The organism is Paenibacillus sp. EPM92, assembly GCF_016586185.1.
In the GTDB taxonomy this organism is placed as follows: domain Bacteria; phylum Bacillota; class Bacilli; order Paenibacillales; family NBRC-103111; genus Paenibacillus_G; species Paenibacillus_G validus.
The window spans coordinates 1-1,769 of sequence record NZ_BCPS01000119.1 but is presented as its reverse complement, the minus strand read 5'-3'; the positions used below and the strand labels follow the sequence as shown (position 1 = coordinate 1,769).

The window sequence follows — 1,769 nt, the reverse complement described above, 5'->3', positions numbered from 1 at the left end:
TTACCTCCTATTTTTTTGTGTGTTATATACTTTTTAGTTCGTTATATACACCTTACCCTTATATTCCACATATTGTAAATATCGAAGTATGACGAATTGTGTAAATCTTTTTTTACGGCAGATTAACCAGCGCATTAAACTTTTTCTTATGTTGTTTGAAGTAAATCTCTCTGGATTTCGAAGGAAGCGCTGGCGCATTACACTTTCACCGAGTCCTGCATTCCATTAAGTACGTTGTTCAAATGTACTTTCTAAACTGCCGTAATCCGCCTGTTTATAATCGCCTCGCAAAAGGTCTGCAACGGACCCGCGGCAAGGATTTCCTTTAGTTCACCCTGCAATACGGTATTAAACTCTCGTAAGCTCATTTTGACGCTAGCAAATATGCTACCGCTTGGTATTGCGGTAACAGGCCATACTGGAAAAGGCCACTACATAATGTAGTGACCTCATTACTCCTGGGATTCGCACACGATTTCAACACTGCTCCGGCTTCAACAAACCAAAGTATGGTATAATTTACTTACATCGTAGTGTGCTCGCATGGGGTGTTGGCTCCTCCGAAAGGAGATGAGCCGGTGTTCGTTCAAATAAAAAACGTTTATCTGCCTAAAGGTGAATATTCACCTGACTGAGTATGAATCCTTTTATAATTCGAATATCTTTAATACTTTAGTATAGTATGTAACTCAATAACTGGATGTTTTAGAAATACCATCGTGGTCCAGTCCCTCCTGTCGGCCAATACTGTTTATTCCATGCGTGGGTTAATTGAATGGGTGAGTTCAAGTGCATCTTCCTTTCTAATTCACTTCTGACATATAATTTAGCAAAAAATTAGTCTACTACGTGTCAGAGAATACACGTTCGCATTTCATATTAGCAGCATCGATTATTGAGTTATCGATCTGCAGCTCTGTTGGCTCTATATCTCAGAAAATTTATGTTCGTATTATGAAAAAAGACATTTGCAAATTTAATTGCGAATGTCTTTTTATAGCAGCTTATGAGGATGCAAACTTAAAAGTTACACTACGATTCCTCCCATTCAGATAGATCTTCATACCATTCAGATTGTACTCCCTGGGGAGAAGTGCGTTTCGCGTAATCACAGCCACCGTCAACTGAAACTTTACCACATCTACATGTTTGAAAATCATGCACCGTCTATAATGCTCCCATAGGTTGAGACACAGGGGAGTGAAAAATAAGTTATAATGAAGCTATGGAAAAACGGAACCGATATACCTCAGAGTTTAAGACAAAGGTCGTCCTGGAGGTCCTTCGAGAGGAGCAGACCGTCAACGAGATCGCAGCCAAATATGAATTGAGCCCAGTCATGATCAGCCGGTGGAAGGCTGAATTCCTTGAGCGTGCCTCCATGGTGTTCGAGAAGAAGACCAGTGAAGCCGACAAACTGAAAAAGGAGTACGAGAGCAAGCAAGAGCATCTAGAAAAGCTGGTCGGCCAACTCACAGTTGAGGTTGACTGGCTCAAAAAAAAAAAATCTGGCCTCAAATGAACCGCTGGAAGCCCGGAAAGCGATGGTAGAGCGCGACCATACCGAGATCACAGTGAAGCTTCAGGCAAACCTGCTGAGTGTGAAACAGAACGAGCGTATACCGTCCGAGCAAGGAGCAACAAGAAAGCGAAGAGAATGTGCAGCTCATGCATCGAATCGATGAGATCTATATGAAGCACCCTTACTTCGGTTACCGACGCATGACAAATTTTCTTCGGGACCAGGGCTCCGAGATCAATCGTAAGCA

3 protein-coding genes are annotated in these 1,769 nt (G+C 42.1%); 2 read left to right on the top strand and 1 reads right to left on the bottom strand.

All coding sequences use genetic code 11. The features are described 5' to 3' along the window. Nucleotides 1-1,032 precede the first annotated feature (1,032 nt). Nucleotides 1,033-1,164, bottom strand: coding sequence for a DUF7695 domain-containing protein (locus JMF85_RS28805; RefSeq protein WP_483874230.1), 132 nt, complete (start codon nucleotides 1,162-1,164; stop codon nucleotides 1,033-1,035). Nucleotides 1,165-1,225: 61 nt separating this feature from the next. On the opposite strand from JMF85_RS28805, the gene JMF85_RS28745 reads away from it, so the two are divergent. Further along, entirely contained in the window at nucleotides 1,226-1,522 is a 297-nt protein-coding gene (locus tag JMF85_RS28745) for a transposase (RefSeq protein ID WP_397376015.1), read from the top strand. Nucleotides 1,523-1,668: 146 nt separating this feature from the next. Then, on the top strand, nucleotides 1,669-1,769 hold a 101-nt coding region (locus JMF85_RS28740), incomplete at its 3' end, for an IS3 family transposase (RefSeq protein WP_397376016.1).

What these genes read in the sequence shown, in the direction of transcription:
- JMF85_RS28745 (WP_397376015.1), top strand. Translation starts at nt 1,226, where the DNA reads ATGGAAAAACGGAACCGATATACCTCAGAGTTTAAGACAAAGGTCGTC.